At 74.5% G+C, this 26,041-nt stretch carries 15 protein-coding genes and 1 pseudogene; 8 read left to right on the top strand and 8 right to left on the bottom strand.

Annotated features, from left to right (window positions below; all coding sequences use genetic code 11):
- Nucleotides 1–198: 198 nt before the first annotated feature.
- The gene (locus BLU95_RS36700; protein WP_093863795.1) at nt 199–1,116 is read right to left on the bottom strand and encodes a LysR family transcriptional regulator; all 918 of its coding nucleotides are present in this window, start codon (nt 1,114–1,116) and stop codon (nt 199–201) included.
- Between the two features lie 130 nt (nt 1,117–1,246).
- A complete protein-coding gene (locus BLU95_RS36695; protein WP_093863794.1) occupies nt 1,247–1,894 on the bottom strand; it encodes a TetR family transcriptional regulator in 648 nt (215 codons plus the stop codon).
- A 349-nt stretch (nt 1,895–2,243) separates the two neighbouring features.
- On the opposite strand from BLU95_RS36695, the gene BLU95_RS36690 reads away from it, so the two are divergent.
- Together BLU95_RS36690 and BLU95_RS36685 are read left to right on the top strand one after the other, a co-directional pair.
- Complete coding sequence (locus tag BLU95_RS36690; protein WP_093863793.1) at nt 2,244–2,999, top strand: esterase/lipase family protein; 756 nt, start codon at nt 2,244–2,246, stop codon at nt 2,997–2,999.
- A 572-nt stretch (nt 3,000–3,571) separates the two neighbouring features.
- Nucleotides 3,572–4,369, top strand: a complete 798-nt coding sequence (locus BLU95_RS36685; RefSeq protein WP_093863792.1) for an MHYT domain-containing protein — start codon at nt 3,572–3,574, stop codon at nt 4,367–4,369.
- A 170-nt stretch (nt 4,370–4,539) separates the two neighbouring features.
- Here the strand turns inward: BLU95_RS36685 and BLU95_RS36680 are convergent.
- From BLU95_RS36680 to BLU95_RS36665, 4 genes and pseudogenes are all read right to left on the bottom strand, one after another.
- Nucleotides 4,540–5,048: pseudogene (locus BLU95_RS36680) on the bottom strand (transposase); the annotation flags it as partial.
- A gap of 25 nt (nt 5,049–5,073) precedes the next feature.
- Nucleotides 5,074–6,258 (bottom strand): C45 family autoproteolytic acyltransferase/hydrolase, encoded by a 1,185-nt coding sequence (locus tag BLU95_RS36675; RefSeq protein WP_093863791.1) that lies wholly within the window; start codon nt 6,256–6,258, stop codon nt 5,074–5,076.
- Nucleotides 6,255–8,123 carry an amidohydrolase gene (locus tag BLU95_RS36670; RefSeq protein ID WP_231978075.1) on the bottom strand — a complete coding sequence of 623 codons (1,869 nt, stop codon included), beginning with the start codon at nt 8,121–8,123 and terminating at the stop codon, nt 6,255–6,257. The genes BLU95_RS36675 and BLU95_RS36670 overlap by 4 nt, the downstream gene beginning before the upstream one ends.
- Nucleotides 8,124–8,252: 129 nt before the next feature.
- Nucleotides 8,253–9,791 carry a purine-cytosine permease family protein gene (locus BLU95_RS36665; protein ID WP_093863790.1) on the bottom strand — a complete coding sequence of 513 codons (1,539 nt, stop codon included), beginning with the start codon at nt 9,789–9,791 and terminating at the stop codon, nt 8,253–8,255.
- Nucleotides 9,792–9,894: 103 nt separating this feature from the next.
- Here BLU95_RS36665 and BLU95_RS36660 point away from each other — a divergent pair, with 103 nt between their 5' ends.
- The 5 genes from BLU95_RS36660 (at nt 9,895) to BLU95_RS36640 (ending at nt 17,271) form a co-directional block, all read left to right on the top strand.
- Complete coding sequence (locus tag BLU95_RS36660; RefSeq protein WP_093863789.1) at nt 9,895–10,590, top strand: TetR/AcrR family transcriptional regulator; 696 nt, start codon at nt 9,895–9,897, stop codon at nt 10,588–10,590.
- Between the two features lie 275 nt (nt 10,591–10,865).
- Nucleotides 10,866–13,022 (top strand): serine/threonine-protein kinase, encoded by a 2,157-nt coding sequence (locus BLU95_RS36655; protein WP_093863788.1) that lies wholly within the window; start codon nt 10,866–10,868, stop codon nt 13,020–13,022.
- 450 nt (nt 13,023–13,472) lie between these two features.
- Nucleotides 13,473–14,054 carry a hypothetical protein gene (locus BLU95_RS36650; protein ID WP_093863787.1) on the top strand — a complete coding sequence of 194 codons (582 nt, stop codon included), beginning with the start codon at nt 13,473–13,475 and terminating at the stop codon, nt 14,052–14,054.
- A gap of 164 nt (nt 14,055–14,218) precedes the next feature.
- Nucleotides 14,219–15,061 (top strand): SDR family NAD(P)-dependent oxidoreductase, encoded by an 843-nt coding sequence (locus BLU95_RS36645; protein ID WP_093863786.1) that lies wholly within the window; start codon nt 14,219–14,221, stop codon nt 15,059–15,061.
- 191 nt (nt 15,062–15,252) lie between these two features.
- On the top strand, nt 15,253–17,271 hold the full coding sequence (locus tag BLU95_RS36640) for a LamG-like jellyroll fold domain-containing protein (protein ID WP_093863785.1): 2,019 nt from the start codon (nt 15,253–15,255) through the stop codon (nt 17,269–17,271).
- Here the strand turns inward: BLU95_RS36640 and BLU95_RS43490 are convergent.
- Complete coding sequence (locus BLU95_RS43490) at nt 17,258–18,658, bottom strand: serine hydrolase domain-containing protein (RefSeq protein ID WP_093863784.1); 1,401 nt, start codon at nt 18,656–18,658, stop codon at nt 17,258–17,260. The two genes, BLU95_RS36640 and BLU95_RS43490, sit on opposite strands and share 14 nt — an antisense overlap.
- Nucleotides 18,659–18,832: 174 nt before the next feature.
- Nucleotides 18,833–24,655, bottom strand: coding sequence for a DUF7927 domain-containing protein (locus BLU95_RS36630; RefSeq protein WP_093863783.1), 5,823 nt, complete (start codon nt 24,653–24,655; stop codon nt 18,833–18,835).
- A gap of 336 nt (nt 24,656–24,991) precedes the next feature.
- On the opposite strand from BLU95_RS36630, the gene BLU95_RS36625 reads away from it, so the two are divergent.
- The gene (locus BLU95_RS36625) at nt 24,992–25,960 is read left to right on the top strand and encodes a hypothetical protein (protein WP_093863782.1); all 969 of its coding nucleotides are present in this window, start codon (nt 24,992–24,994) and stop codon (nt 25,958–25,960) included.
- Nucleotides 25,961–26,041 lie beyond the last annotated feature (81 nt).

Genomic DNA, 26,041 nt, shown 5'->3' with positions numbered 1-26,041 from the left:
CCAACGCCATTTCCGGCGCCTTCCGGCGCTCCCCTCGGCGTTGTTCCAACCCTATGGGGAGGGTCTGACAATTCCGCCGGACCGGGAGGCTGCCGCGGCCGGGGAAGGGGGCGGGGATTCGGGCCAGGGATTCGGGCGGGGCCAGAGCATCGGTCCGGGGCATCGGTCGGGGGCATCGGTCCGGGCCGGAGCGGAGCGTCAGGCCGGACCGGGGGCGGCACCCGTGGCGCGGTCGTGCAGCAGGGCGGCCAGCGCGTCGGCGTACGGGCGGGCGCGGCGCCGACGGGGCAGCGCGAGGCCGAAGTGGCGGGCGGGGCGCGGCGGGGTGACGGGGACGACCCGGGTGCCGGACTGCGGCGGGTCGAGGGCGACCTGCGGGACGAGGGAGACGCCGACGCCGGCGGCGACCAGGGAGCGGGCGAAGAAGTAGTCGGTGGTGGAGCCCGCCACCCGCAGTTCGAAACCGGCCATCAGGGCGTGGCGGCGCAGGAAGGCCTCGGTCTTCGAGCAGCCCAGCACCCAGGGGTCGTCGGCGAGTTCGGAGAGGTCGAGGGCGTCCCGGCCGGCCAGCGGATGGTGCTCGGGCAGGACGACCGACAGCGGGTCCGTCATCAGCGGCGTCCACTCCAGGCCGGAGCGGTCGCCCGGGACGACGGGCAGCGGCCCGTCGAAGTGGTAGGCGAGGGCGAGGTCGGCGCTGCCGTCGCGGACCATCGGGAGGCTGTCCTCCGGCTCGCGCTCGACGATCCGCAGTTCCACCTCCGGGTGCGCCGCCGCGAACCGGGCCAGCACCGGGGGCAGCAGGTGGCGGCCGCCACTGGTGAAGGTGGCGAGCGTCAGCCGGGGCCGGTCCGCGCCCAGGCTCGCGATCCGTTCCTCGGCGTGCCGCAGTTCGGCGCCCACCGCGACGGCGGCGTCGACCAGCAGCCGACCCGCCTCGGTCAGCCGCACCCCGCGCGTCGACCGCTCCACCACGGAGGTGCCGAGACCGCGTTCGAGGGCCGCGATCTGCTGGGAGACGGCGGAGGGTGTCAGCAGCAGCGCGGTGGCGGCGCGGTTGAAGCTGCCGTGCTCGGCCACGGCCTGGAGCATGGTGAGCCGCCTGACGTCGAGCATGGTCGTTCCCCCCGAGTGCGCGCCGGTGCCGCCGCCCTCCTCGGCGGGCGGCGCGGAGAGGACAGTACCCCGGCGGCGGCGCTTCCGCGTACGGACGGGCGGACGGGCGGACGGGCGGGCAGCCGCTCGCTCAGCCTCCGGCGGGACCCGGCCCCGGACCCGGACCCGGACCCGGCCCCGATCCCGGCCCCCGGTCCGGCGGAGCGGGCGTCAGAACCGTACCGACCAGCTCCGCCAGCCGCGCCCGCAGCTCCTCCCGGTCCGTGCCGCCCGGTCCGGCCAGGTACTCGACCAGGTCGGCGCGGACCGCGGCGAGCAGCACGTGGGCGGTGAAGCCGCTGTCGGCCGCGAGCGGGATCCGCTCCAGCAGCGTGCGGAGCAGATCGTGCCAGCGCGCGTAGTGCTCCGTCCGGTAGGGGCTGGTGTCGCCGTCCTCCAGCGCCAGGGCGAGCGCGCGGTTGTCGAGCTTGAAGCGGAGCAGGGCGTCGAGCAGGGCGGGGACCCGCTCGGCCGGCGGGGCGTCCGGCCCGAGCGGCGGCGGGCCCGTCCCGACCGCGGCTCCGAGCGGTTCGAGCCGGGCCTCGTACAGCGCGCGGAGCAGTCCGGCCCGGTCCCCGAAGGCCCGGAAGATCGTGCCCTTGCCGACACCGGCCGCGGCCGCGACCTCGGCCATGGTGACGTCCTCGGCGTTCTCCCGCCGGGCGAACAGGGCGTCGGCGGCCGCGAGAACGGCCGCCCTGTTGCGGACGGCGTCCTTGCGGGACCTGTGCTCGGACATGCCGTTCCGCCCTTCTCGTTCCTCCGGGTCCGCTCCGAGGAAACGGACCCTCGGTCCATATCCCTCGGCGAAGAGCGTAGCCGGTCGCGGACGCTGCTCCCGCCCTCCCGGGGGGAAATGCCCTGGCGCGCCGACCTGCCGACCCGTCCTGTCCAGCACCGTCCTGTCCAGCACCGTCCTTTCCGACACCGCCCCGACGGCCGCACCCGACCGACGCACCCGACCGACGCGCCCTACCGACCGAGGAACCCGTCGCGGATGATGTCGGACGTGGGAAGCGCCGTGTCCGCACCACCTCCGGACACGGCGTCGCGCGCCGCCACCGTCGACCGATCCCGGAGGACGCACCATGCGCCGCACCGCCCAGACCGTCACCCCGGCCGCCCCGACCGCCCCGGCCACCTCGCCGACCGCGGTCCGCAGCACCGTCCGGACCGCCCTCGTCGCCGCCTCGGCCGCCGCCCTCCTCGTGGCACCCGTCGCCGTCACCCCGGCCCTCGCCGCCCCCGCGACCACTCCGGTCGTCCTCATTCACGGGCGCAACGCCGACCCCGGGGTCTGGGGCACCGCGATCGACGTCCTGCTCTCGAAGGGCTACGACCGCAGCCGGCTCTTCACCTGGTCGTACGACACCTCGCTGTCCACGAACGAGACCCTCGCCGACCGGCTCTCCGCCTACGTCGACCAGGTGCTCGCGCAGACCGGTGCCGCCAAGGTCGACATCGTCGCCCACAGCCTCGGCAGCCTGCCCAGCCGCTGGTACGTCAAGTTCGGCAACGGCAGCCGCACGGTGAAGAACTGGATCTCGCTGGCCGGCCCCAACCACGGCACCGGCCTGGCCTGGCTCTGCGCCGCCTGGGACCAGGGCTGCCGGGACATGACGCCCGGTTCCTACGTCGTCAGCCACCTGAACCGCACCCCGGAGACGCCCGCCCCGGTCCACTACTGGACCTTCTGGTCACCGGCCGACGAACAGATAACCCCCGCCTCGAGCACCCGACTCGACGGCGCCACCAACACCGAGGTCCCCGGTCTCAAGCACAACGACTTCCTCGGCAACGCGGCGGTGCTCGCCCGGGTCGCCGCCGTCCTCACCGGTGGCTGAGGCCGTCCACCGAGCGCGGCAGGGCAGGGGCCTGGCGGCAGCCGACCTGCATCCGACCGGCGGCCGACCTCCGGGCGGCCTCCGGGCGGCCTCCGGTTGACCCGCACCGGAGCGGCGCCGGAGTGGTGCCGGAGTGATGCCGGCCGACGGCCTTCACCGAAGATCCCCGAAAGTACCCCCTGACAGACCTTGACCTCGGCGGGCAGATAGTATGTACCCGCACGTGAGGCCCGGCAGACGGCTTCCCGTCGCGTGCGGGGGCTCACGAGGCCCGTCCCGCATGCCCGCCCCCGTCTGCCGACACCCCGTGGCGCCGCCTGTGACCCTCGACGCCGGACGGACCACCGGGGTCGCCGAACCAGGGCCCTCGAGGAGCGATGTGACGGGACACCGACCGGGCCGGGTGCGGCCGTGGCCCGGTGCTGGTCCCGGTGCCCCGCCGCCCCCGGGGGTTCCGTCCCCACACGCCCTTCCCCACGCCCTCCCTCCGGCGGCGGGCCCGCACCGGGCTCCGCCGCGTGCGGGCCTCGCCCGTCCGCATCCATCAACGACACATCAGCTCAGGTACCTTCATGCACCCCCATACCGCCGTCATCGACGGCTTCCATTACGGCTGGCTCAACCCGGTCCTCTCCTACCTGGTGGCCTGCACCGGCGCCGCGCTCGGACTGCGCTGCACCGTCCGCGCCCTCGACCTGCCGCCGCGCCGACGGCTCGGCTGGCTGCTGCTGGGGGCCGCCGAGATCGGCTGCGGCATCTGGACGATGCACTTCATCGCCATGCTGGGCTTCAACGTCACCGGCTCGACCGTCCTCTACAACGTCCCGATGACGCTGTGCAGCCTGGTGCTGGCGATCGCGGTCTGCGGTCTCGGCATCCTCTACGTCGGCTACCGGCCGCGGACCGTCGGCACGCTGCTGATCGGCGGCACCGTCATGGGCCTGGGTGTGGCCGCGATGCACTACCTCGGCATGGCGGCGATGCACGTCCAGGGGCAGGTGTCCTACGACACCCTCACCGTCGCCGGCTCGATCGCGATCGCCGTGGCCGCGTCGACCGCCGCACTCTGGATGACGCTGAACATCACCGGTCTGCTCGCCTCGCTCGCCTCGTCCCTCGTCGCCGGGGTCGCGGTGGTCGCGATGCACTACACCGGCATGGCCGCCGTCTCGGTGGTGCTGGACGGCCGCGTCCCGACCGGCGGACTGTCCGCCTCGCAGTTCATCACCCCGCTGGCGGTGGCGGTCCTCGTGCTGCTCTCGCTCGGCGGCATCGCGCTGATGCTGTCTCCGCACGACGCCTCCCTGTCGGGGCTGGACCGCGACCGGCCGGAGCCGGTCCGGGTGCCGCTGTTCGAGCAGCAGGGCTGACCGGCCCTCCGTTCCGACCGGTCCGAGCGGTCCGCCCGGTCCGAGCGGCCGGACACGGGCCGACGGCCCGGCGCGGGGTTCCCGCGCCGGGCCTTTCGCGTCGGGCCCACCGTGGCAGGCCTGCCACGCACCGGGGCGGCCGCGCGGCCGGAGGCGCGACCGGACGTCAGACGCGCTGTCGCGAGCCTGCGGCCCAGTTCGAGAAGGGCCTCATGGATGTCGTCGCGGATGTCCCAGCGGATCCGCAGGCGTCGGAAGCCGTGAATGGGGGTTCGTTCGCTCGACGACTCGCCGTACGGCTCCGGGTCCGGAGCCGTACGGCACTCCTGGACCGGCGATGACCGGCTTGATGCCCCGTTTCCACAGCCGCCGGCAGTACTTGTCGAAGTCGTAGCCCCGGCTCACCGGCACGGTGCGGTTCGGTCGGCAGCACCTGGCACAGCCGGTCCCCCGCCCCGGCCTCGTGCCAGTCCCGCGGTCGGCGCCGGCAGGTCATGCCCGACCCGAAGCCGAGTTCCTGCGGCAACCACTCCCACCGGAGTCCTGTGGGCAACACGAACAGGACCCCCTGAAAGCAGCCCCGGCCGTCCAGCGGTGGGCGGCCGATCCCGCGCAGCCGCTGCTGCCGCACCGGCAGCAGCGGCTCGATCCGGTCCCCCAGGTCGTCCGACACCGGCAACGGCGGTTCCTTCCCCGCGGCCTGCTCAACGGGCCGATGGGAAACCGGACATGGGCACGAAGCCGTTCTGTCGGCTCCGCTGGGCGGCGGTGAGGGTGCGCCAGGGGCGGGTGTCGAGATCGGCGGGGGTGCCGTCGAGGACGGCCGCCGTGCGCGTCGCCGGGTCCAGGACGACGGTGGCGAGACTCGCCCAGCGGCGGCCGAGCGCTTCCGCCGGGTCGGGCAGGCAGGTGACGGGCGGTTCACCGGGACCGGTGACCAGACAGCGGGCCAGCGACTCCGGCGTGTCCGGGAGCTGCCGAAGGCCCGCGAGCCGGGCCCGCACGAAGTCGTGGCGCTCGCCCGAGTCCGGCTGGTAGAGCCAATTCTTCTCCTCGGCCGCCGGTACCGGCGTCAGGAAGTGGTTGGTGCGCACCAGCAGGCCGCGCTCGTCCGGGGCGACCGCGAACACCCCGGCCGGACTGAGGTCGAGCAGGGTGGCCTGCGTCCCGTCGAAGAGCGCGAACGAGCCGGAGGAGGCGAGCGGCGCGCCGCGGACCAGGTCGACGGCCTCGGCGACGCTGCCCGCCTCCGCGAGGACCACCGCCGCGAGCACGTGCACCGGCACTCCGCCGATGCCGTCGCGGGCGTGCCCGAGGATGTTGAAGTGCAGGGCGAGGCCCGCACTGTTGATCCCGATCTTGCCGAGGATGCCGTCCTCGGTGAGGCCGACGACGGTGTGCCGCCCGCCCCGTGACTCCAGCGTGTGCCAGTGGGCACTGAGTTCGACGTGCCAGTCCCAGGTCTGCACGCCGAAGGTGCGCACCGCCGTCGCCGGGGCACCGGGACTGCCGAACGGCTGGGCGGCCCGGCGCACCAGGGTGGTGCACTCCCCCGGCGGGACGGTGACGCTGCGGGCGAGGATCTCGGTCCGGGCGTTGAGGGCGGCGAGGCGCCAGGGGTCGAGCCCGGCGCCGCTGGCGATGCCCTCGATCTCGGCACGGGCACCCGGGCGGAACTCGCCGACGGCGTCGAGAGCGCGTTCGGCGTCGTCACGGACCCGGGCGGGGGTGATGCCGCCGAGGGCGAAGAGGCGGTCGTACACGTCGAGCGCGGCGGGGAGGTGCGCGCGCAACTGCTCGCCGCGGGCGGTGCCGCGCCGGTGCGGGTCGACGGCGTCGACGTGGACGTGGCGGCGGTGGTCGGGGCGGGGAATCGGTGTCGGGGTCACGGCTGGTCCTTCCGACCGGCAACAGGGCCGGCGAGGGTGGTGGGCGCGGTCCGGACGGTGGGCGCGACCGGGGCGGCGAGCGCGGTACGGACGGTGGGCGCGGCCGGGGTGGCCGCGTGGAACTGGACCGCGCCGCCGACGACGGTCGCGAGCACCGGGTTCACCGCCTGGGCCTCGGGGTCGAGGTCGAGCGGGTTGGCGGCGAGGACGGTGAGGTCGGCGGTGAAGCCCGGGGCGATCCGGCCGAGTTCGCCCTCCGCCCCTGAGGCATAGGCGACCGCGGCGGTCATGGCCCGGTAGGCCTCGCGCGCCGTGAGCGCCTGACCGGGCTGCACGGGTGCGGCGTCCGGTTCCTCGACGGGGCGGCGCAACTGGCAGTCGGCGAGTCCGACGCGCGGATCGCCGGGCCCGATCGGCCAGTCCGACCCCAGGGCGACGACGGCGCCGTGGTCGAGCAGGTCGCGGGTGCGCCAGCCGTGGGCGGCCCGCTCGGGCCCGATCCGTCGGGACCAGTTGTCGGTGCCGTCCGCACGGGTCTGCCGGGTCGCGTGGACGGGTTGCAGTCCCGCCACCACGTCGAGGCGGGCGAAACGGGGCAGCAGGTCGTCCGGGACGGATTCGAGGTGTTCGATCCGGTGCGGCGCACGGGCGGCCCGGCCGGTCTCCTCGATGACGTCGAGGGCGAAGCGTACGGCGCGATCGCCGATGGCGTGGGTGGCGGTGGGGATGCCGCGTTCGGTGAAGAAGCGGACGGCGGCGCGGTAGGCGTCGGTGTCGCGCCAGAGCGGCTCGCGGTTCTCGCCGTGGACGTCGGGGTGTTCGAACCAGGCGGTGCCGTTGTCGGCCGTGCCGTCGAGCATGAACTTCACCCCGTCGACCTGCCAGCGCCGGCCGCCCAGACCCTGGAGCCCGGCGATCCGCTGCCACACCTCCGGTGCGGAGTCCGCGGGCACCAGCGGGGAGCAGCGCACGCGCAACGGCAGTTCGCCCTGCTCCTCCAGGTGCCGGAACACCTCCTCCGAGGGCTCGCCGAAGTCGAGGGCGTGCAGTCCGGTGAGCCCGCTGCGGGCGAAGCGTTCGAGCTGCGCCCGGACATGGGCGGCGGCGGTGTCGAGCGGGACTTCCGGGCAGTGGGCGAAGACCAGGTCCATGGCCTGGAGTTCGAGCACGTAGCCGGTCGGGCGCCCGGCCCGGTCGACCACGACGGAGGAGGCGTCGGTGAAGGTCTCGCGGCCGGTGAGGCCGGAGAGTTCGACGGCACGAGGGCTGACGACCAGCGCGTGGGCGTCGCGGGTCAGCAGGGACACGGGGCGCCCGGGGAGTTGCTCGGCGAGGAAGGCGCCGTGCGGTTCGCCGTCGAACACGTTGACGTCGAGGTCGTAGCCGGTGATCCAGTCCTCGGCGGGGCGACCGGTGGCGGCGTCGGCGAGGCGGGCGAGGACGTCGTCGAGGGTGGCGGCGCCGGACAGGTCCACGCCGCTGCCGGTGGAGATCGCACCCCAGACGGGGTGGGCGTGGGCGTCGGTGAGGCCGGGCAGGATCGCGGCTCCCGGGAACTCGTGGACCTCGGTGGCGGGGCCGCACAGCGGGGCGAGGAGTTCGGCGGGGCCGACGGCGGTGATCCGGCCGGCGGTGATGGCGACTCCGTACCGCGGCGGGGTGAGGGTACGGGGAGTGTCCGCGGCGGGGCCTACCAAGCCAGTGGGGGCGGCGGGGCCGGTGCGGTCGGCCGAGTCGGTCGGGCCGGTCGGGTGCTCCGGGTCGGTCGAGCGCACCGGGGCGGCCGCGTCGGTCGGGTCGGCCGCGTCGGTCGGGTCGGTCAACAGCTCGACTGTGCGGGCGAGGAGGATGGTGTCGGCGTGCACGGGGGTGGGTTCTTTCGGGTCGGGGACGGTATTGCTTATTGGTCACTCGACCAATAAGCAGCACTGCGAAACGGGGTGCTATTGGCCATGCAACCAATAGCACCGAAGGGAGGATCGGGACCGCGATCGTCAGGGGCGCGGGATCGTCGCCAACGCGCTGGTGGCCGCCCAATAGACAGCAGCAGCGACCGCCATCCCCGCCGGTACGGAGAGGTCGACGCCGCCCGCGGCCGCCGCGATCGGTCCGGTCCAGAAGGTGGTGCGCACCCACAGCACGGCGGCGAGCGCGCCGGCGGCCAGGGCCAGGACCCCGGCCCAGTGGACACCACCGCGGTACCAGAACGGCCCGCCTCGTCGCTGGGCGAGCAGCTCCGGCCCGCTGTAACGGTTGCGGCGCAGGACGAGGTCGGTCATCGCCACCGCCATCACCGGACCGGTGACCACCACCACGAGCTGGAGCACGGCACTGACGCTCGTCAGGAAGTCGAAGACGAGGATCGCGTAGAGCGTCATGGCCGCGCCCAGGACCCCGATGACCAGCACCGCCGGGATCCGGGCGATCCGGACGCCGACCGACTGGACGGACAGGCCCGCGCTGTAAGCCGTCATACCGTTGTTGGCCATGGTGTTGAGGACGACCGCGACAACGAAGACCGGCACGAACCAGCCGGGCAGCACGCCCTCCAGCGCTGCCTCCGGGTCGCTCATGTCGAGCCCGGTGGCGGCGAGCGCGCCTACCGCCGTGAAGACGACGCTGGGCAGGTAGGCCCCGAGCGCGGTCCAGCCCGCGACGGCGACCGGGCTGCTGTCCCGGGGCAGGTAGCGGGCGAGGTCGGGACTGTTGGTGTAGGACAGCGGCGCCGAGGCGACCAGCGTGAACCCGGCGCCGAGCGCGGCCGCCAGCGCGGCGCCCCGCAGCGGTTCGGCCGGGGCGTACGAGAGGTCGGCAGCAGCCAGCACGTACCCGGAGACCACAGCGAAGACGACGGTCAGCGCGACACTGAGCCCGGCGTAGAGGCGCACGATCAGGCCGTACCCGAAGATGGCGATCAGCAGTGTGCCGGTGGCGACGGCACAGACCACCGCCGCGTCGACGACCGGGGAGTCGGGCAGGCCGAGCCGGGCAGCGAGGCCGATGCCCGCCACCGAGGCGGCCGACCAGTTCAGGGCCAGGTAGGCGGCGGCGATCAGCCACCCGGTGACGACCACCACCGCCCGATTGCCGCGCACCCCGTACAGGGCGCGGGAGACGACCGACCCACTGGTGCCCGCGGCGGGGCCGGCGGCCGCGACCACGCCCGTGCAGATCCAGACCAGATTGCCGACCAGGACGACCCCGAGCGCCTGCGGGAGGGTGAGCCCCATCAGGACGAGCGCGGCGCCGACGACGAAGCTGAGGTAGCTGACGTTCGGCGCGGCCCAGACGGCGAACAGGTCGCGGGGGCGCCCGCCGCGCTCCTCGTCGGGGACGAGGTCGATCCCTCTGACCTCGGGGCCACCGGCGCGCGGGGCGGGGGCGGGGGCGACACCGTCGGCGCCGTCGCGGCCACGGGGGCCGTCGGGGCCGTCGGAGGCGGCGCCCGGTCCGGGGCCCGCACCCGGTCCGGGACGGGCGGGCCGGGAGTCGTCGGCGGATCTCGGGGCGGGGGTGGAGTCGGTCGGTCTCATCAAGGCCTCTCGGGTCGGGCAGGGATCCGGCCGCCGGCCGTTCCAGTCTTATTGGTCGGATGGCCAACAACATGTTGGGCACACATCCAATAGCGTGTCCCCCATGACGTCAAGACCTCAGGCCGCCCGCACCCGCAAGCCCCCCGGCGAACGCCGCGCGGAGATCCTGCACACCGCCGCCCGCATCGCCCTGGACGAAGGTCTGGAGCGCATCACCCTGCGGCGCGTCGCCGACGAGCTCGGCGTCCGCCCCGGACTCATCGGTCACTACTTCCCGGCCGCCGACGATCTGGTGAGCGAGGCCTTCGCCCACGCCGCCGCCCAGGAGCGCGACGCGCTGCTGCCGCCCGGCGCCCACGAGGCGGACCGCTCCCCCACCGTTCGGCTCGCCGGCTTCCTCGTCCGCCTCACCGGCGCCGACTGCCTGGACCTCAGCCGCCTCTGGCTCAACGCCCGCCACTTGAGCCGCTTCAAACCGGGCCTGCGCGCCACCGTCCGGGAACAGGAGTCCCTCACCCGGACGGCACTGACCGGACTGGTGGAGGAGGGCGTACGCCGCGGTGAGTTCCGCACCGACGATCCGCTCGGCGCGACCCTGCACATCCTGGTCACCGTCGACGGCCTCGCCGCCTACGCCAACGACGACATCGACGACGACCACGGCGGCGACGACGAGGACGGCACCGGCGACAGAACCAGCACCGACGTCGACCACCCGGCCCTTCAGGACCTCGCTCTCACCGTCGCCGAACACCGACTCGGCCTCACACCGGGCCTGTTGCGCGCCGCAGCGTTCTGACGCACCCACTCGGGCGACGACCGCAGACGCACGCGGCGGAGGCGCGGGGAAGCGGGGAGGCGCACCCGGGCGCGCGGAAGCGGACCGCACGCCGCCCGAGTGCGCCTTTCCGTCCCCGGCCGCCGTCCGCCCACGTCGGGCCACCTGCCAGCAGGAACGCCCAGGGGCGTGCACGACCGGCTGCCGCGGCACGTTCGGACCGTGTCCGAAGAGGGGAACCCGTCGATCGGTGGCCGCGTCGACGGCTGCGAGACGACTCGCGGAGGGGGCCCACCGTGCGCGACCAGGACCAGGGACAACAGAACCGACAGGACCGACAGGACCGGCAGGACCGGCAGGACCCGCGACACCTGCACCACCCGCAGGACCCACACGACCCGCAGGACCGAAGACACCCACCGCACGCCACCCCGGCCGCAGCGTCCGCCGACGGCTGGTGGCTGCCGGAGTACCACCACGAACGGGAGTTGGGCAGCGGCGCCAGCGGCCGCGTCTGGCTGGCGCACCACCGCCCCACCGGCACACCGGTCGCGATCAAGTACCTGCACGACCCGGCGGACGGCGCCGACCTGCGCCGGGAGGCGACCGTCCTGGCCCGGATCGACTCGCCCCACGTCACCCGGCTCTACGAGTACGTGGAGGCCGGGCCGAACGCGGCCATCGTGATGGAACTCGTCGACGGCCTCTCCCTGCGCGCCCTGCTGGGGGCCGAGGGCGCCACCACCCCGGAGGCGGCGCTGGTGGTCCTCAAGGGTTCCCTGCTGGGGCTGGCCGCCGCACACGCCGCCGGACTCGTCCACCGCGACTACAAGCCGGCCAACGTCCTGGTCGCGGCGGACGCCACTTCCAAGCTCGTGGACTTCGGCATCGCCGTCCCCGGCGGCGACGCCCGGGACATCTCCGGCACTCCCGCCTATCTGGCACCTGAGCAGTGGACCGGCGCCCCGGCCTCGCCCACCGCCGATGTCTACGCGGCCACCGTCACCTTCTTCGAGTGCCTGGCCGGCGTCCGGCCCTTCGGCGGCACGACGACGATCGAACTCGCCGTCCAGCACCTGGAGTCGCCGGTGCCGACCGGGCTGGTCCCGGAGGCCGTGCGGCCGCTGGTCCTGGCCGGGATGGCGAAGCGGCCGGAGGAACGCCCGGCCGGCGCGGTGGAGTTCCTCCAGTTGCTGGAGGCAGCGGCCGTCACCGCGTACGGGGAGCTCTGGGAGGAGCGGGGCCACGCCGACCTCGCCGTCCTGGTGGGGCTGCTGGCCTCGCTGCTGCCCCGGAGCGCGGCGGCGGCGCCCGGCGGCGCGGTCACGCCGCCGCTGCAACTGGTCGCGGCGGAGAGCGCGTTGCCGGACCGCCCCCGTCCCCGGGACGGCGTCGGCCGGGGCAGCGTCGGCCGGGGCTCCGGGACCGGCGCCCCGGCCGGACCGGCTACGACGCCGCACGAACGGACCGTGTCCTCGGCCACGTCGTACCCAGGAGGCTCGCGCCGTCGGCGGCGCTCCACGGCGGTCGCGGGCACGCTCACGGCGGCCCTGCTGGCCGGAGCGGCGCTCGCGGGGACGACCGGGCCGGACGACCCGACGGTGACGGGCAGTCCGATGCTGCGGGTCACCACCACCCTGGACCCGGCGGGTGTCGGGAACGTGACCACCCGGCCGCCCGCGTCGACGAGCCCGCGCTTCCCTGGCGCGCCCGCCGACTCCTCCGGCGCTCCGCGCTCCCCGTCGTCCTCCGGGACGTCGACCCCAGCGGTCGCCGCCCCGCCCTCGACGAACCCTCCCTCGACGAACCCGTCCCCGGCGTCCTCCCCGTTCGCGCCACCGCCCGCTCACCGGCCGTCCTCGATCTCCCCGTCGCCGATCCCGCCGCCCGTGCCCCGGCAACCCTCGGCCGTACCGCCGCCGTCGGCGCCACCGCAGCCGCCGGCCAGCACCGCTCCGTCGACCGGTTCCCACGCCCCGGCCCCCGCCTCGTCGTCACCGCCCTCCCCCTCCCCACGGCTCACGGACCCGCCGGCCACCTCCACCGCCCCGCCCGGTGGCACCGCCCCCTCCCGCACGCCGCAGCCGCCCGTCGTGACCTCCCCGCCGGCACTGCCCGTCCGGGTGGAGTCGCTGACCGTCGACTCCCTCCAGTGCCTGGACAGCAATCTGTTCGGCCTCCAGGCCCGGATCACGGTGGTGGCCTCGGGACCGCCCGGCGCCACACTGACCGTGTCCTGGCAGCATCACTCCGGCGCGGTCAACCCTCCGGCGACCGTCGCCACGGAGACCGTCCGTCTCGGCTCCGGGTCCGTCACCCTCAGCCGCTCCCACGTATTCGGCTCGGACCCGGCGGCCCAGTGGGGCGTCCTGGTCGGCAGCGACCCGCGGCCGGAGAGCGCACCCGTGGCCTACCGCGAGCTGCCCGCGATCGACTGCAGCCAGCCCGGCTGACCCCGCACCGTCCGATCAGCACCCCCGATCGCCATCCCCGGATCACCACCCCCGATCGCCACCGTCCGGTCGCCGTTACCGCCCACCGCCCGGGCAGTCGTCCGACCTCCCGCACCCGCCCCGGAGGCTCCCGTGACCGTGCCCCCGCCGGACCCCCGGTCCGGCCCCGACCGCACCGTCCGTCTCAACCCCTCCGTTCCCCAACCTCCTCCCGTCCAGCCGCGCGTTCCCGGCACACCCGCCCGGCCCGTCCGTCCCCCCTCGTCCGCCGGGCCAGGTGCGGGGCGGACCACGGACGGCGAGGACGCCGGGTGCGCCACCGTCCTCGACCCGACCGCCTGGAGCACCCCAGCCACCACCCCCACCCCCGCACAACCGCCCGCACCCCCGCCGCCACCGCCACCGCCACCCGCGAACCCCCCAGCCCCGACCCAGGAGGCCCCGGCCCCGGTGCCCGCTCAGCACCAGCCCCACGAGGTCCGCCGGTTCGGCCCCGGCGTACCCCCGGCAGTGGCCGCGGTGTGGCGACGCCCGCCCCCACCGGCCCGACCCGCCGCACGGCTCCGGCGCCACCAGACCCTGCCGTGGCTCGTCCCGGCGGCCGCGGTGGTGGTGCTGCTCGCCGCACTGCCCGCCCGCTGCCGGGCCACCGAGCCTCCCCTCACCCCGACCGGTCTCACCCTCACCGTCACCACCGTCGCCACCTCCACCTCCACCACCGCGAACGGCCCGACGAACAGCCCGACGAACGCCCCTGCCGACAGCCCGCACTGCGACAACAGCGCCCTGTTCACCGCGAGCGTCACCACCGACGGCCGCCCCGGCACCCTCCGTTACCGCTGGCGGCGCAACGACGGCACCGCCTCCGACGAGCTGCGGCAACCCGTCCGGTCCGGCGAGTACCGCACCACCCTGGTCCTCGGCTGGTCCTTCGTCGGCCACGGCGCCGTCCACGCGACGGCGACCGTCGAGATCCTCTCCCCCCGCAGCCTGAGCGCGACCGCTTCCTTCGACTACGACTGCCCGGCCTGACGGCATCCCCGGGCCGTGCCGGGGGCGTGCACTCCCGCAGCCGCGAGACCCCAACGCTCCCGCGCGCCTCCGGAGCGGATTGCCGGAGGGCTGGGCGAGGGACCGCCGGAATGGGACGGTGTCCCGTCTCGGGAGCCGAGCAGGACGGATCGGGGGCACGGAGCATGACAAGACGTTGGCTGGTGACGGGGTGTTCGACCGGGCTGGGCCGGGCGCTGGCCGGGGCCGCGGCCGGCGCCGGGGACCGCGTCCTGGCGACCGCACGCCGGACGGAGACCTTGGACGACCTGGTCCGCGAGCATCCCGGACGGGTCCTCGCCGCACCCCTGGACGTGCGCGAGCCGGAGCAGTGCGAGCAGGCCGTCGCCACGGCGGTGGAACGGTTCGGCGGCGTGGACGTCCTGGTGAACAACGCCGGGAACGGTGTGTTCGGCACCGTGGAGGAGGTCGGCGACCACGAACTCCGCGACCAGTTGGAGACCCTGGTCGTGGGTCCCTGGCGACTCGCCCGGCTGGTGCTGCCGGTGATGCGCGCGCAGGGCGGCGGACTGATCGTGAACGTCTCCTCGCTCGCGGGGCGGACGGCCTTCCCCGGTCTGGCCGCCTACGTCACGGGCAAGCACGCGCTGGAGGGCATGACCCAGGCACTCGCCGCCGAGGCGGCCCCGTTCGGCGTCCGGGCCGTAGCGCTGGCCGCCAGCGGGTACGCCACCCGGTACGGCGCCTCGGTGACCGACGCCGCCGGCCGCTCCGACGCCTACCGCCCGACCACCGGGCCGATGCGCGAGCAGCTGCGCGACATGGCGGCCCTGCCGGGCATCGGCCGCCCCGAGGACTTCGCCCGGGAGGTGCTCCGCCTCGCCGACACCTCCGGACCGCTGCCGGTGCGGATCCCGATCGGCCCCGGCAGCTTCGCCCACCTCACCGCCGCGGCGTACGCCACCCAAACCGAACTCGCCACCGCCCGCGCGCTGCTGCTGGACCGGTCGGATCCGCAGCAGGGCTGACGGCCGCTCCGACGGCTCCCGGAAGCCGTCCCGAGCAGCACCCCGACCACCGACCCGCGCACCGCCCCGCCCCCGCCCCGGCCCCGCCCCGACGGGTTCGGCCGCTGTTCAGCGGGGCGTGGCCCGGCCGATGATCTCCGACCAGACCCGGTGCCTACGGTCGGGGACCACACCACTTCCGGGAGCGAACCATGCACGACAACCACGAGTCCGGACATCCCTGCGAGTGCCCGCGCACCGCCGAACTCGACGGCGACGGGCCCGCCGCGGCCGGACGTCGCCGGTTCCTGCGCGGCGCCGGCCTGTTGGGCGCCGGGGTGGGCACGGCCGGGCTCGGCCTGCTCGGCGCGGCGCCCGCCCACGCGGCCGGCCCCGGACCGGCCGGCGCGCCCGGCACCGCCGCCGGGTCCGACCCGTCCGCCGCCGCACCGGGGAAGGCCAAGAAGCCGGCCGGGAAGCAGCGTTGGCAGCCCGACCCGGACGCCCGCCGGTTCACCCTCGTCGTCATGCCGGACACCCAGTACCTGTTCGACCAGGACCGGATCCACCCGGCCCCGGTCGAGGCCGCGCTCCGCCACGTGCTCGACGGCGGGGTCAACCGGGAGGACGGGACGGACGACAACATCGTCTTCCTGGCCCATCTCGGCGATGTCACCGAGAACGGACTGGCCACCGAGTTCGCCGCCGTGAGCAAGGTGTTCGGCCTGCTGGACGACGCCGGCGCGGCCTACGGCGTGCTCGCCGGAAATCACGACATCCGCTCCTCCACCGACGACCGGCGCGGCAGCACGCCCTACCTGGAGACCTTCGGCCCGGCCCGGGCCGCCCGCACCTCCGGGTACCACAGCTCCAGCCCGGACGGCTACAACACCTGCCACATCGTCACGGCCGGCGGCCGCCCGTGGATGCTGCTCTCGCTGGACTGGCGACTCTCCGACGCGGGCTTCGCCTGGGCCAACGCCGTCATCGCCGCCAACCCGAAGGTGCCGGTGGTCCTCACCACCCACGAGCTCGCGTACGCCGACGACGCCGGCCGGGCCGAGCTGTCCGACTACGGCCGGCAGCTCTGGGAGCGGTTGATCAGCGCCAACGACCAGATCTTCCTGACCGTCAACGGCCACTACTGGCCGCCCGGCCGGACGGTACTGACCAACAAGGCCGGTCACGACGTGCACGTGCACATCACCAACTACCAGGACCGCTACTACGGCGGCGCCGCGATGATCCGGGCGTACCGCTTCGACCTGGACCGCAACACCGTCGACGTGTCGACCTACTCGCCGTGGATCCAGGAGATCGCGGCCGAGGAGCGCAACACCCTGGCCGCGCAGCAGGTCGAACTGACCTCGGACGTGGACCGCTTCTCGCTCTCGATCGACTTCGACCGGCGCTTCTCGGGCTTCGCGCCCGTCCCGGCGCGCCCCGCCCGCCGGGCGTCCGACCTGCTGGTCCGGGACACCGCGGCCTACTGGCGCTTCGACGGCGGCAGCGGCGACGGCACCCCGGTCACGGCCCGGCAGGTCGTCAAGGACCTGACGGGGCAGGGCAACGACCTGTTCCCGCAGAGCGCCCCGGGTACTCCGGACGGCGGCCTCACCTGGTCCTCCGAGCACCACCCGGACCAGCCGGGCCACGGCAGCCTCCTGTTCAAGGGCACCCGCTCGCCGGTGCGCGGCACCTATCTGCAGACCGCGCCCAACGCCCCGCTGAACCGGGAGACCTTCGAACGCGGCTTCACCGTCGAGGCGTTCTGCAAGCTGCCCGCCGACTGGGACTCCGGCCGGAGCCGCTGGTCCGCCCTGCTCAGCCGCTGGGGAACGGCGGCCGAGGCGGGCCGGAGCGGCCCCGGCACGGATGCCGACGAACCCGTCGTGACGCTCAGCCTCTCCGAGGCGCCCGCGCTCCAGTGGTGTGTCTACCCGGTCAACCAGACCGGGGCGTCCACGTGTTGGGGTCACCAGCTGCCGCTGGACCGCTGGTGGCACGTCGCGGTCGTCAACGACGGGAAGTTCAGCCGGATGTACGTGGACGGCTGCGAGGTGGCCCGCAACCCGGCGACCCCGGCCGTGGGACTCGCCACCCTCGGACGCCCCTGGATGGTGGGCGGCTACGCGTACGCGGGAGTGCTGGACAAGGTGTTCCACGGGTACATCGGCGACGTCCGGGTCGTGCGGCGGGCCCTGCGGGTGAAGGAGTTCATGACCGGCTGACGAGGTCGGGCAGCGGGAGGTCCGGGCCGGTGCGCGGAAGCGTCCCCGGGAACGGCTGCGGCACCGGTGCCGCAGCCGCCGGACCACCCGCACCGGCGCCCGCATCCACGCCCGCACCGGCACCCACACCCACACCCACACCCACACCCACACCCACACCGGCATCTGCACCGGCACCCGGCTCGCACAGCGTCTTGGCGATGATCGAGCCGATCGGTTCCGTGCCCCCCGACCCGTCCTTGCCGACGAACGGGTTGGTCGACAGCGCGAACTGCCGCTTCCCGTCCCCGCTTCCGAGCAGCAGGGTGCTCCAGCCGGCCAGGCTGCCGTCGTGGCCCCAGGCGGCCTCGCAGCCCGGTCCCAGGTCGATCCGGACCACGCCGAGCCCGTACCGCAGGCCCGCCACCGTGGTCGCCACGGTGTCCTTGAGCGCCGCGGTCTCGGCGGGCCGCAGCAGCCTCCCACCGAACAGCGCGGCGTGGAAACGGTCGAGGTCGGACGTGGTGGAGACACCGCTGCCGGACGCGTCCACCACGGACGGGTCGAGCCGGGTGATGTCGGCCGGACCGGCGGGCATGTCGAGGTACGCGTGGGCGTGCGGCCCGCCGAAGCCGGTCCCGGACACCGGGAAGACCGTGTCGTCCAGGTGCAGCGGCCGGACGATCCGGCGGTCCGCCTCCTGCTGCCAGGACCGGCCGGTCACCTTCCGGACGATCATCCCGGCGAGCACGTAGCCGGTGTTGGAGTAGTGCCAGCCCGCGCCCGGGGCGAAGTACGGCGGGTGCTCGGCGGACACGGCGGCGAGCTGCTCCGGCCGGTACGTCCGGTAGCGCCACCTCCCGTACGCGTAGTCCTCCAGGTCGGCCCGGGTCCGGATCAGGAACCGCTCGTCCTCGGTGTGGTTGAACACGCCGCTGGTGTGGTTCAGCAGTTGCCGGACGGTGATCGCGCCCCCGTTGGGGACCACCCCCGGCAGGTACCGCTCGACCGGGTCGTCCAGTCCGAGCCGCCCCTCCCCGACCAGTTGCAGCACCACGGTCGCCACGAAGGACTTGGTCACGCTGCCGATCCGGAACCGTCCGTCCGGCCGGGCCGGCTGCCCGGTGGCCAGGTCGGACACCCCGGCGGCGCCCCGCCACGGGGAGCGGCCGACGCCGCGGATCTCGGCCAGCGCGGCGGTCGTCCCGCCGTGCTCCACGAGGTCCCGCAACTCCCGCTGCGCGTCGACGCGGGGCCGGCGCTCCGCCCGGCCGCCCTCGCCGCCGGTCGCCGCGGCCGAGGCCGGGGCGACCGCGAGAACGGTGGTGCCGGCCAGCGCGACAGCGGCGAGCCGTGCCCCGAACCGTCCGCGCCGCGGAAGGCCCGTCCGTACCCGAACACTCGTCATGGTGCCCCCTCCCGGCCCGGCCGTCGGGCCGCCGGCTCCAGGATCGCAACGGCCGCGCGGCCGCGCCTCCTCCCCAGGGGGTGATCGTCGCTCCGTCCGGAGGACCGGGCCCCCGGCCGAACGGCGGGGGCCGGGTGAGCACGCCCACCCGGCCCCGTCCTCCGCGCCCTCCCGTCAGTCGGTCCGGCGGCGCAGCACGGTCAGGGCGACGCCGAGGGTGAGCAGCGCGGCGACGGCCGGCAGCAGGTCGATCGCCCGGCTTCCCGTCGGCGGGAGCACCGGCGGCTCGACCGGGGGCACCACCGGCGGCACCACCGGCGGCACCACGGGCGGCACGACCGGCGGGACCACCGGCGGCTCGACCGGCGGCCGCACGGGCGTGTCGGTCCCGCAGCCGGGCTCCGACGGGTCCTCGCAGTTGGCACCCGGCGTCCCGGAGGTGACCGCGTTGCGCAGCGTGCGCGTCCCGGTGAGGTCGGTCCGGACGGTGACCGAGTAGGTGACGGTGACGGTCCGTCCGACGGCCAGGGTCCCGTGCCAGGCGAGCCGGGGCGCGCTCCAGTCGAGCGTGCCGCCGTCCGCCCGGGCGTCGCCGTTCCAGACGGCGGCGTCCAGCACCCCGCTCAGGTCGTCGGTGAACGAGGCGTCCTCGTACGCGGCGGCGCCGGTGTTGACGACGGTGACGCGGTAGCCGACCGTCCCGCCGGGGCGGACCTCGGTGGGCGCGGCGGTCTTGGTGAGCCGCAGCGAGCGGACGGGCGTGACGGTGGCGCAGTCGGGGTCGACCGCCGCCCGCCGTCGGTCGCCCATCGGCAGCGGGCAGTTGGTGCGGTCGGGGCTGGTGACGGCGTTGCGGAGGGTCTTGTCGCCGGTGGGTTCACGGACGACGGTGACGGAGTAGCCGACGGTGGCGGTCGCCCCGGCGTCCAGGGTGCCGGTCCAGGTGAGGACGGGTGCGGCGTAGCCGACGGTGCCGGTGTCCGCCCGGGCGTCGCCGTTCCAGGTGGCGTTGCCGAGCACCCCCGCCAGGTCGTCGGAGACGGAGGCGTTGCGGTAGGCGGTGCTGCCGGTGTTGGTGACGGTGAGGGTGTAGGCGACGGTGCCGCCGGGGGTGGCGACCGCGGGGGCGGCCGACTTGCGGACCCGCAGCAGCGGCGCGGGGAGGATCTCCCGGCAGGCGGGGTCGGTGGAGCCGGCCTCGCAGTTGGAGCCGCTCGCGGTGACGGTGTTGGTGAGCCGCTGGTCGCCGGCGAGGGTGGCGGTCAGGCGGTAGGTGACGGTGGCCCGCTCCCCCTTGGCGAGGGTGCCGGTCCAGGTGAGGACGGGCGCGGCGTAGTCGACGGTGCCGGTGTCCGCCCGGGCGTCACCGTTCCAGGTGGCGTCGTCGAGGACGCCGCTCAGGTCGTCCCGGAAGGAGGCGCCGGGGTACGGGGCCTCGCCGGTGTTGGTGACGGTGACGGTGTAGGTGACGGTGTCCCCGGCCTTGACGTCCTTGGGGGCTCCGCTCTTCTCGATCCGCAGGGCGGGCAGCGGGGTGACGGTGCCGCAGTCCCCCTCGCAGGTGGAGTCGGTGGGGCCGGTGACGGCGTTGCGCAGCACCTTGTCCCCGGCGGGCGGGCTGCCGACGGTCACGCTGTAGGTGATGACGACGGGGGTGCCGGGGGCGACGTCCCCGGTCCAGCCGAGCACCGGCCGGGTGTAGGTCGGGGTGCCGGAGGTCGCCCGGGCGTCGTCGTTCCAGGTGGCGTCGTCGAGGACGCCGCTCAGGTCGTCACGGACGGTGGCGCCGGTGTAGGTGACGGTGCCGGGGTTGGTGAGGCGGACGGTGTAGGTGACGCGGCCCCCGGGCACCGGGTCGGCCGGGTCGGCGGTCTTGCGGATCACGAGCTCGGCGACGGGGGTTTCCGTCCCGCAACTGCCTTCGCAGGTGGAGTCGGTGGGGCCGGTGACGGCGTTGCGCAGCACCTTGTCCCCGGCGGGCGGGCTGCCGACGGTCACGCTGTAGGTGATGGTGGCCCTGGCTCCGGCGGGGAGGTCGCCGCTCCAGTGCAGCCGCTCGGCGCGGCGCTCGACGGTGCCGAGGGTGGCGGTCGCGTCGTCGTTCCAGGTGGCGTCGTCGAGGACGCCGCTCAGGTCGTCGGTGAAGGAGGCGCCCGGGTAGGGGGCGGTGCCGGGGTTGGCGGCGGTGACGGTCCAGGTGACCTTGCCGCCGGGGCGCGCGGTGGCGGGGTCGGCGGTCTTGGTGAGGACCAGCCGGGCGACCAGGGTCTCCGTCGTGCAGGCCGGATCGGTGCTGCCCGCCTGGCAGTTGGAGCCGTCGGGGCCGGTGACGGCGTTGCGCAGCCGGTGGTCCCCGGTGGGCGGGGAGGCGACGGTCACGCTGTAGGTGACGGTGGCGGAGGCTTCCTGGGGCAGGTCGCCGGTCCAGCTGAGCCGCCGGGCGGCGGCGTCGAAGGTGGCGGTCCCGGTGGAGGCGGTCACCGCGTCGTCCCAGACGGCGTCGTCGAGGACCCCGCTCAGGTCGTCGGTGAAGGAGGCGCCGCGGTAGGTGGCGCGGCCGGTGTTGGTGACGGTGACGGTCCAGGTGATCCGCTCGCCGGGCCTGGCCTCGGCCGGGACGGAGATCTTGGCGATCGCCAGGGTGGCGAGCGGGGTCACGGTGCCGCAGGACGGGTCGGTGCTGCCGGGCGGGCAGCTGGAGTCGGTCGGGCCGGTGACGGCGTTGCGCAGCACCTTGTCGCCGGTCGGAGGCTTGGCGACGGTGACGGTGTAGGTGACGGTGACCGTGGCGGAGCGGGCCACGTCGCCGGTCCAGGTGAGCCGCTTCGTGGCGGGGTCGAACACGGCCGACCCGCCGGAGGAGGTCACCGCCCCGTCCCAGACGGCGTCGTCGAGCACGCCGGTCAGGTCGTCGGTGACGGTGGCCGCGCGGTAGTCGGCGTCGGCGCTGAGGTTGGTGACGGTGAGGGTGTAGGTGACGGTCTCGCCGGGGCGGGCGCCGGCGGGGGCGGCGCTCTTGCGGACGGCGAGGGTGGGGCGGGGGATGACGGACCGGCAGTTCGGGTCGGTGGAGCCGGGCGGGCAGTTGGAGTCGGTGGCGGTGGCGGTGTTGCGCAGGTAGGTGTCGCCGGTGTTGGTGACGGTGACGCCGTAGGTGATGGTGGCGGTGGCGCCGACGGCCAGGTCGCCGGTCCAGGTGAGGATCCGGCTGCCGGGGTCGAAGGCGGTGCTGCCGGTGCTGGCGCTCGCCGTGTCGTTCCAGGTGGCGTCGTCGAGCACGTCGGTGAGGTCGTCGGTGAGGGTGGCGCCGGGGTAGGGCGCGGTGCCGTCGTTGGTGACGGTCAGGGTGTAGGTGACGGTGTCGCCGGTCTTCGGGTTGTCCGGGGTGCCGCTCTTGACGACCTTGAGCGAGCGGACGTCCGTCTCGGTGGCGCAGGCCGGATCGGTGCTGCCCGCCGGACAGTTGGAGCCGTCGGGGCCGGTGACGGCGTTGCGCAGCCGCTTGTCCCCGGCGGGCGGGCTGCCGACGGTGACCCGGTAGGTGACCGTGACGGTGGCTCCCGCGGGAACGTCGCCGCGCCAGCCGAAGCGGCGGGCGACCGGGTCGAAGGAGGTGGTGCCGGAGCCGGCGGTCACGGCGTCGTCCCAGCTCGCGTCGTCCAGCACGCCGGTCAGGTCGTCGGTGAAGGAGGCGCCGGGGTAGGCGGCGCGGCCGGTGTTGGTGACGGTGACCGTCCAGGTCAGCTGCTCACCGGCGGAGACGGTGGCGGCCGAGGCGGTCTTGGCGATCACCAGGGCGGCGAGCGGCGTTTCGGTGCCGCAGGACGGGTCGGTGCTGCCGGGCGGGCAGCTGGAGTCGGTCGGGCCGGTGACGGCGTTGCGCAGCACCTTGTCCCCGGTCGGGGGCGTCCGCACGGTGACCGAGTAGGTGATGGCGACCGTCTGTCCGACCGCGATGTCACCGGTCCAGGTCAGCCGGGCGGCCCCGGCGTCGTAGGAGGGCTGGGTGGGCGTGGGCGTGCCGCCGCTGCGGGCGGTGGCGTCGCCCCGGTAGTCGGCGTCGTCGACCAGTCCGGAGAGGTCGTCGGTGAGGGTGACCCCGGTGCGGGCGACGCCGCCGGTGTTCTCGGCGGTGACGGTGTAGGTGACGGTGTCACCGGGTTTCGCGGAGGCGGTGGAGACGCTCTTGGTGACGACCAGGCCGCTGATGGTCTCGTCCGTCGTGCAGTCGGGATCGGTGCTTCCCGCGGCGCAGTTGGAGCCGTCCGGGCCCACCGCGCGGTTGGTGAGGCGTTTGTTCCCGGCGGGTGGTGAGCCGATCCGCGCCGAGTAGGTGACGGTGACGGTGCCGCCGCGGGCGACGGTGCCGGTCCAGCGCAGGGTGCGGTCGGCGGGGGTCCAGGTGACGGGACCGGCGCCGGAGCCGTCGGCGTTGCGGGCGGTGGCGTCGTTGTTGTAGACGGCGTCGTCGACCACGTCGGTGAGGTCGTCGGTGAGGGTGGCACCGGTCCAGTCGGCCTCGCCGTCGTTGGCGAGGGTGACGGTCCAGGTGACGGTGGAGCCGGGCTGCGGGGCCTCGGGGGTGACGGACTTGCGGATCGCCAGCCGGGCGACCGGGACCTCGGTGGTGCAGGCGGGGTCGGTGGAGAGCGCGCCGCAGTTGCTGTCGGGCACGGTCACCGCGTTGCGCAGGACGCCGTCCCCGCCCGGCGGGTCCGCCACCTTGACGGAGTAGGTGACAGTCACCGTCGCCCCGGCCGCGACGTCCCCGCTCCAGCGCAGGGTGCGGCCGGCGGGGTCGTACACCGGCTGGTTCGCGGTGGGGCTGCCGCCGCTGGTGGCGGCCGCGTCGCCGTTGTAGGCCGCGTCGTCCAGCACGCCGGTCAGGTCGTCGGTGATCACGGCCCCGCTGACCGGCACGGCGCCGTCGTTGCGGGCGGTGACGGTGTAGCGGACGGTGCCGCCCGGCTTGGCGGTCGCGGTGTCGGAGGTCTTGGCGACCATCAGCCGGGAGGTCAGGTTGGGCGCGACGGCGCAGCTGGCCAGGTCGGTGATCGGCCAGGAACCGCCGGACTCGGAGCTGATCCGCCCGGTCTGGTTGTCCTGGGCGTTGCCGCCGGCGACCTGGACCGAGACGCCGGTGCGAGGGTCGGCGCGGTAGAGCGCGCCGCCGTAGTAGCCCAGGTAGATGGCGCCGTCGAAGAAGGCCATGCCGTAGTTGTTGAAGCCGTTGCTCGCGCCGGCGCCGGTGAGCCGGACGGCCTGGGCGGTGGTGCCGGTGGCGGGGTCGAGCCGGTAGATGTAGGTGGAGCCGGAGTAGACGATCCCGTAGTACACGCCGCCGTCGACGTCGACGAAGATGTCCGGCACCAGGGTGCCGGAGGCGAACACCGGGTCGTTCGCCGGGACGGAGGTGAGGGTGCTGCCGCGCGACCAGGTGCGGGTCGCGCCGGTCGCCAGGTTCATCTCGAACAGCACGGGCGCGCCGCCGTTCTGCGCGCCGTAGAGCATCCCGGTGCGCGGATTCGCGCCCAGGCCGCCCCAGTTGACCCCGCTCGGCAGGTTGCGGGTGGCGCCGCCGGCGATCTGGTCGGTGACCGTGTCGGTGCCGGAGACGTGCTTGTAGAGCTTGAGGTTCGAGGTGGTGTAGCTGGAGTAGAAGGCGGCGACCCGGCCGGTGTCGGGGTCGGTGCCCATCGCCATGTTCGTCGACCAGTAGTCCGGCAGTCCGCTGCCGACCCGCTTGCTGATCACCGTGTTGCGGATGCTCGCGGCGCCGGCGGCGTCGTTGGCGAACTCCATGCCGGAGCGGTAGTTGCTGTAGTAGAGGTGGTCGCAGTCGAAGGCGGAGGGCACGTTCTGCCCCTCCACCGTCCAGCTCTGGGCGTGGGCGGGCCCCGCTCCGGAGAGCACGAGCGAGGGCAGGACGAGCAGCAGGGCGAGCAACTGGGCGAGCCTGCGCTCGACGGACGGACCGAAAGCGGCGAGTGGCCTCACGACACGACTCCTGTGGGCTGGCGGCGGCAGTCACAGAAAGTCACAGCATGAGCTGATCATCAAACACCCACTCCGACGGTTGATCTGATGATCACTCGTCCGGCTGCGAATGCCGGCCGGCGCCCGGCCCGCACCCGAACCGCGCCCGCCTCGCCCCCGGGCCCGCGCACCGGCACCAGCGGGTCTCCACTGAAGGGGGGCGCCACCCCGAGGCGCCCTGGTGGCGCCGGAGCGACTCTGACAGCATCGCAGCCGGGACGGCCACCGGTATAGACCACTGGCCGCCTCGGCTCTGTCATTCCGCCATGGAGCATCAAGAGGAATCCGAGGCCCGGCATGAAGACCCTACGGAACCACTTCTCCCATCTGATGACGGTCGTCCTGCTGATGCTGGGGATGGTGACGGCCGCCTCCGCCCAGGCCCACGCCACCCCGCAGCGGCTCACCGGCAGCGCGACCATCTGCTCCAACTCCCCAGTCCCGGCGGGCTGGGTGATCACCGGCGCCTACAACAGCAGCAGCTGTACCGGCACCGGCGTCGCCTACACCATCACCGACACCAGCAACCTGACCAGTGTCTCCGCCGTCTGCTCGCAGTCGCCGATCCCGGCGGGCTGGGTGATCACCGGCGCCTACAACAACGGCGGGTGCGTCGGCACCGGCGTCAGCTACACCCTGGTCAGGATCACCACCCAGAGCTCGATCACCGTCTGCTCCCAGTCGCCCGTCCCCCCGGGCTGGGTCATCGTCAACGCCTACAACAACAGCGGCTGCGTCGGCACCGGCGTCGGCTACACCATCAACAGTGTCGCCAACCTGAGCTCGGTCACCGCCTGCTCGCAGTCGCCCGTCCCCCCGGGCTGGGTCATCACCGGCGCCTTCAACAACAGCGGGTGCGTCGGCACCGGCGTCAGCTACACCCTGGTCAGGATCACCACCCAGAGCTCGATCACCGTCTGCTCCCAGTCGCCCGTCCCCCCGGGCTGGGTCATCACCGGTGCCTACAACAACGGCAGCTGTGTCGGCACCGGCGTCGGCTACACCCTGGTGAACTCCGCCAACCAGACCTCCCTGACCGTGTGCTCGCAGTCGCCGATCCCCGGCGGCTGGGTCGTCACCGGCGCCTACAACAACAGCAGCTGCACCGGCACCGGGATCGCCTACACCCTGGTGAAGATCACCACCCAGACCTCGATCACCGTGTGCTCCCAGTCGCCCGTCCCGGCGGGCTGGGTGATCAGCGGCTCGTTCAACAGCGGCTCCTGCGCCGGCACCGGCATCGCCTACTCCATCCGGAAGGTGTGACCCGCCGCCGCCACCGGTAGCCACCTGCGGCCGGACGTACCGGGTGGGCGCGCCTCGACCGGGGCGCACCCACCCGGGGCG

Source organism: Streptomyces sp. TLI_053, from assembly GCF_900105395.1.
Classification (GTDB): Bacteria; Actinomycetota; Actinomycetes; order Streptomycetales; family Streptomycetaceae; genus Kitasatospora.
The sequence above is the reverse complement of the archived record's forward strand: the minus strand, read 5'-3'. Positions and strand labels throughout refer to the sequence as shown.

Coding starts and splice junctions, on each gene's coding strand:
- BLU95_RS36700 (WP_093863795.1), bottom strand. CDS start 1,116: ATGCTCGACGTCAGGCGGCTCACCATGCTCCAGGCCGTGGCCGAGCAC.
- BLU95_RS36695 (WP_093863794.1), bottom strand. CDS start 1,894: ATGTCCGAGCACAGGTCCCGCAAGGACGCCGTCCGCAACAGGGCGGCC.
- BLU95_RS36690 (WP_093863793.1), top strand. CDS start 2,244: ATGCGCCGCACCGCCCAGACCGTCACCCCGGCCGCCCCGACCGCCCCG.
- BLU95_RS36685 (WP_093863792.1), top strand. CDS start 3,572: ATGCACCCCCATACCGCCGTCATCGACGGCTTCCATTACGGCTGGCTC.
- BLU95_RS36665 (WP_093863790.1), bottom strand. CDS start 9,791: ATGAGACCGACCGACTCCACCCCCGCCCCGAGATCCGCCGACGACTCC.
- BLU95_RS36660 (WP_093863789.1), top strand. CDS start 9,895: ATGACGTCAAGACCTCAGGCCGCCCGCACCCGCAAGCCCCCCGGCGAA.
- BLU95_RS36645 (WP_093863786.1), top strand. CDS start 14,219: ATGACAAGACGTTGGCTGGTGACGGGGTGTTCGACCGGGCTGGGCCGG.
- BLU95_RS36640 (WP_093863785.1), top strand. CDS start 15,253: ATGCACGACAACCACGAGTCCGGACATCCCTGCGAGTGCCCGCGCACC.
- BLU95_RS43490 (WP_093863784.1), bottom strand. CDS start 18,658: ATGACGAGTGTTCGGGTACGGACGGGCCTTCCGCGGCGCGGACGGTTC.
- BLU95_RS36625 (WP_093863782.1), top strand. CDS start 24,992: ATGAAGACCCTACGGAACCACTTCTCCCATCTGATGACGGTCGTCCTG.